The following is a 4,824-nucleotide window of genomic DNA, read 5'->3' as shown; positions in this document are numbered from 1 at the left end:
GAGGATTCATCCGTTCACTGATGGACAGCGGCGCCGACGTGCAGAAGCCCGTGCAGCAGCGACGGAAAGACGACGCCACGCAAAAGGCCAAGTCCCAGCGCGAAATTGAAGCGCTAGCGGACCTGAGATCTGAGTTTGAACGCAGCACCAAGGCAAAGTCGGTCCAAGCCTTGACCCCTTCTGAATTGCTGGGCCTGGCTCGCGTGTTTATCACTACCGATGCCGGGAAGCCTTACGCCAACGACTTCTCCGAAACCAAGACGGATCATTTTCCAGGCGGTGCTGCTCGTGTTGCCTTTCGCCGATGGCTACCGAGTCAAGTAGGCTTGCGTCTCGGCGACGACGCCTTTGCCGCCTGGCTGGCTGAACGAACAAAGGCAATTCATACCTAATTGGTAAAAAACACCAATTTAGGTTCAAATTCGTTTGCTTCCCATTGTCAGTGCAGGATATGATTCCTTCATCTCAAATTGATGAAGGGCTTGTCCATGGCGATTTCTATCTACGACATTGCGGAACAGGCACTGAAAGCTGCCAGCACCGTTAGAGACGTGCGCGGGCGCATGCTGGCTCCAGAGGCTCGAAAGCAGCCGCCCGTCTTCAACATGGTCCAGCTCGCCGGTCTGTGTGGAGCGGAAAAGACCGCCATCGCTTATCGATTGACTCGCAACGAGTTGCCGAGCGGCGTGGTGAACGACACTGGCCGTCGTCGGGAATTCACTTTGGCAGAGGCCCGGGAATGGGTCCGCGTCTTTCGCGCAAAGATGGCCAAGCCGAAGGGTGCGAAGGCGATGACCATCGCCGTGTGTAATTTCAAAGGCGGTGTGAGCAAGACCACGACGACGATGACTCTCGCGCAAGGACTTAGCCTGCGGGGTCATCGCGTGCTCGTGATCGACATGGATCCACAAGGCTCGCTGACCACGCTATTTGGCATCCTGCCTGACACCGAAGTTCGCGAAGAAGACACGTTTGTGCCGCTGGCCAACGGGGATGAGGACTCGCTGGACTATGCCATCCGCTCTACCTATTGGGACGGCATTGACCTGGTACCCGCTTCCCCTACCCTTTTCACCTGCGAATTTGGTCTGCCTGCACGACAGATGAAGGACCCAGAGTTCCAGTTTTGGAATGTCCTGAATGGGGGGCTTGGCGCTGCGCGCGAGGCCTACGACGTGATTCTGATCGACACGCCGCCCGCGCTGAGCTACGGCACGGTCAATGCCTTCATGGCGGCTGATGGCTTGATCGTGCCGACGCCGCCGAACGCTTTGGATTTTGCCAGCTCTGCACAGTTCTGGACTCTTTTCAGCGACCTGGCGCTGAACCTAACTCAGACTACGGGCGTGGATAAGACCTTCGAGTTCATTCACGTACTGCTCGCGCGAGTGGACCACAACGATGCCGCGGCCAGCGTGGTGCGCCAGTGGATCTCCGCGACCTACGCAGAGAAGGTTTTGCCGGTGGAGATCCCGAAGACGACGGTCACTTCCAACTCCTCCGCGGAGTTCGGTACGGTTTATGACGTGTCGCGCTATGACGGTAGCGCAAGCACCTATCGGCGGGCCCGCGAGGCCTATGACCGAGTCACAGAATTGGTCGAGCAATCCATCCAGGCCTATTGGGCCAAGACCGCTCAGTAAGGAGGCACATGTCGATCAAGGATCGTTTGCTGGCCAAGTCCGGCGATATTGGCGTGGCGCGGCCTGCGTCCGAAGAGCCGCAGTCCAGAGAGCGGGATAGTGCGCCGAAGACAGGGCCGGGGCAGATGCTTGCGTTCCGGCAACAGATGCTGGAACACACCAAGCAGGTTGAGTCGCTGAAAAGCGAGCTTGAGAAGTTTGACGGTGCTCAGCCAGTTCGCAAACTCGACCCGAAGCTGGTGCATCGCTCGCGCTGGGCTAACCGGCACGAGGACAGCTATTCGGATGGAGCCTTCCAGGAGTTGCGCGAGGCCATTAAGAGCACTCAGGGCAACGTGGTTCCGATCAAGGTTCGTCCGCGCGAAGATGGCGAATACGAGTTGGTGTTTGGAAACCGGCGTCATCACGCGTGCCTGGTCGACAATCTTCCGGTGTTGGCGCAGATCGATGAGCAACTGACCGATCGTGATCTGTTTATGCAGATGGAGCACGAGAACCGGGAGCGCAAGAACCCTAGTGCCTGGGAGCAAGGCCGGTCATACCAAATGGCTCTGGACGCAGGGCTGTGGCCTTCGCAGAACGCTATGGCGTCGGATGTCGGGGTGAGTCAAGCGCACGTTTCCCGTTCGATTGCGGCGTTTGCCCTGCCCTCTACCTTGGTGGAGGCGTTCGATAGTCCAAACGATATCCAGTTTCCGTGGGTGAAAGACCTAACCGGCTTATCGAAGCTGGAGCCGCGCGTTCTCGCTGAGCGGTTGCGTCAAGCTAAGGAAGTCACGGAGCGCACGCCAAAGAAGGTCTTTGCTGCGTTGATGGACGACGGCCCGCGGGAGGCGGAGGCCCCCAAAGCGGCTAGGAAAAACACCGGCTTGGTATCTGTCAGCGTAAGCGGCAAGGACACGAAGGTCGTGTGCAAGAAGACTGTCTTGACCGAGGAACAGCAACAGAAATTGGCCGAACTCGTGGACGACTTCATCCAGTCACAACTGGGGGTGAAACCGACCGCTTAACGCCGCTTATACATCATGTATAAGCGCGCGAAAGTTGGAGGGTTATACATCATGTATAAGCCGCCCTTGGCGCCTTATACAGACTCGCAGTAGAAGCGGTGCCGGGATAGGGATTAGGCCCCCTACCCGGCACCTGACACCCCAAACCAAACCAGGAAATTGGAATGCTGACTCAATCATACCCTGCCCGAACTGGCCGGGAGGCAAACGACTGTCATTTGCGTCCGTGGGCTTACACTGCCCTCGCCTTGCTTTCAGGCGCCGGGGGCGTGGTCGCTGCAGTAATTACCACGCGCTTTTTCGTGCTCGGCCTTGAGCGCACCGAAGCCGATGAACCAGCGCGCCAAGCGCTGATCGCCGCGGGTGCGCTAATGGTCGTCGTTGAATTGCTCGCCTTTGGCTTGGCCGCTCTCCTGCCTCGCACAGCGTTGCGCGCCGCCCGTTTCAAGCTTGTGGCGTTGGGCCTTGCCCTACTCGCTTTTGAGGCCGGCACGCTCTATGTCACCCAGGTGGCTATGGTACGCACGTCACAAGCGGCCTCGCACAGCCAAAACACGAGAATCCAAGAACTGCGCGCATCAATCGTGGCGCAGCGTGAAGCGGCAGCTGCCCTGCGCGAGACGTCTGCAAGGCAGGCGCAAAGCAGCAACGTATGGATTCGCGAGGCTGCCGCAAAGCAGGCCCGCCAGGCGCTGGACGTGGAAGCCAATCTCACCGGCCAAGTGGCAGAGCTTGCTCGCCTCGAAGGCGCATCCGCGCCGACCTTGGCGGATACGCTGGGCGAACAAGGCATGATTGCCTATGCAGTGTGTCGGTCGTTGTTGATCGTCCTGATGGGGGTCGTTCTATTCGCTGTGGCCGGTGCACTTCTGCGTGCCCGCCGCACCGTCATCAATGCGGCTGACCCATGCGAGCCAGAAGTTATGGCTGAACCTGCGTCACAGCTGCTTCCAACGATGCGGTCTACTGGAGGTCGGTTCGCCGCTGCACCGCTTGCCGCATTGGCCGCAGCACCGGCAGCGTTCGCCCAACCGCAGGTCACTGTACAAACGCCTGCGCCCGCCGAGCGGCCAACTGTAGCAACACCGCTGCACTCGACCGCATCAACGATGATGCGGCGGGCCGATACAGTGGCAACCGAAGCCCAGCAGACCCAGCATCGTGCAGTCGTTACGCATCGGGCTGTACAGGACTCCGGCACTGGTGAGGACGACGGCGCAAGGTTTCAGCGCGTACGCGCCGACATTCTGGCTGGCAGGCTCAAGCCTTCGCTGCGTGCTGTTTATGCCGCGCATGGGGCGACACAGGCTGTGGCGCGACGGTATCTGGCAGCACTGGAGACCAGCGGGGAAATCCAACGGGTAGGGCAGGGATACGTTCTGGCTGACGCTTCGTCAGGGACGTGATTCTGGGCCGCGGGTGAAGCCCATCTCTACTATGAGTCCTTGACATCCTTCCCCACTCAGAAAGGGCAGGGAGGATGTCAAGGACCTTCCAGGCAATCAAGGAAGGCCCGCGCAGGTAGAGTTATCTGCGCCGAACGGAGTAGACCAGAGCCTCTTGCGTTTGCGAGTCGAGCGCGTTCCAGATCTTGGTCTGAGTTGCGCTATCGAGACTGGGCCAAGCTCGCACAATGGCGCGACCGATATCAGTAGCCTGCGCTTGCTCTGGCGTCTGCATAGGCTGATGGCGACTAACCAGGGCACCCACGCTGGCCGCTACGATGACGCCTGCAATCACGGCAGCGGCCCACATTCCTCGCCTCTCCCAGCTTGCTATCGAATGTGGCGCTATCCGGTGAGAGGTAGGCTTCGAGATTGCAGCCCGTGGCGTCCCGTTAATAGCGGTTAGCGTGGCCGTGGCCCGCTCGACCTTCTTGGCAGCGTCAGAGATCTTGTCCGCGAGTTGGTCAACGTCCTCGAAGTGCTGCGCCAGGAGGGCTTCGTGGACCTTTCGGATTTCACGCATAGCCGCAGTCTCTACTTGAACAACACCTTATAAACCGCGTCGAGATTATCGTTGGCCGAGTCTGCGAGGCGCTTGGCAAGGATCATTTGCACGCAATGTTCTTTCTCATGCTCGTCCTTGGCTTCTTTCAGCTTCGCGCGGAAATCGGTTGAGTCCGCCAGAATCTCGGAGATCGTCTTGCCCAGTGCCTTGCTTCGCTCGAA

The 4,824-nt window shown here is 59.2% G+C and carries 4 protein-coding genes and 1 pseudogene; 4 read left to right on the top strand and 1 reads right to left on the bottom strand.

Annotation, left to right across the window (positions count from 1 at the left end; genetic code table 11):
* The 4 genes from E1J61_RS37665 to E1J61_RS36255 form a co-directional block, all read left to right on the top strand.
* A partial coding sequence (locus E1J61_RS37665; RefSeq protein ID WP_371705029.1) for a hypothetical protein occupies positions 1-392 on the top strand: 392 nt, incomplete at its 5' end.
* 96 nt (positions 393-488) lie between these two features.
* Positions 489-1,643 (top strand): ParA family protein, encoded by a 1,155-nt coding sequence (locus tag E1J61_RS36265; protein ID WP_116321376.1) that lies wholly within the window; start codon positions 489-491, stop codon positions 1,641-1,643.
* Positions 1,644-1,651: 8 nt separating this feature from the next.
* Positions 1,652-2,653, top strand: a complete 1,002-nt coding sequence (locus E1J61_RS36260; protein ID WP_133098575.1) for a ParB/RepB/Spo0J family partition protein — start codon at positions 1,652-1,654, stop codon at positions 2,651-2,653.
* A 164-nt stretch (positions 2,654-2,817) separates the two neighbouring features.
* Entirely contained in the window at positions 2,818-4,059 is a 1,242-nt protein-coding gene (locus E1J61_RS36255) for a hypothetical protein (protein WP_133098574.1), read from the top strand.
* A gap of 573 nt (positions 4,060-4,632) precedes the next feature.
* Here the strand turns inward: E1J61_RS36255 and E1J61_RS37660 are convergent.
* A pseudogene (locus tag E1J61_RS37660) lies at positions 4,633-4,824 on the bottom strand (hypothetical protein); the annotation flags it as partial.

The sequence above is a fragment of the Cupriavidus sp. L7L genome (assembly GCF_004353535.1).
GTDB lineage: Bacteria > Pseudomonadota > Gammaproteobacteria > Burkholderiales > Burkholderiaceae > Cupriavidus > Cupriavidus oxalaticus_A.
The sequence above is the reverse complement of the archived record's forward strand: the minus strand, read 5'-3'. Positions and strand labels throughout refer to the sequence as shown.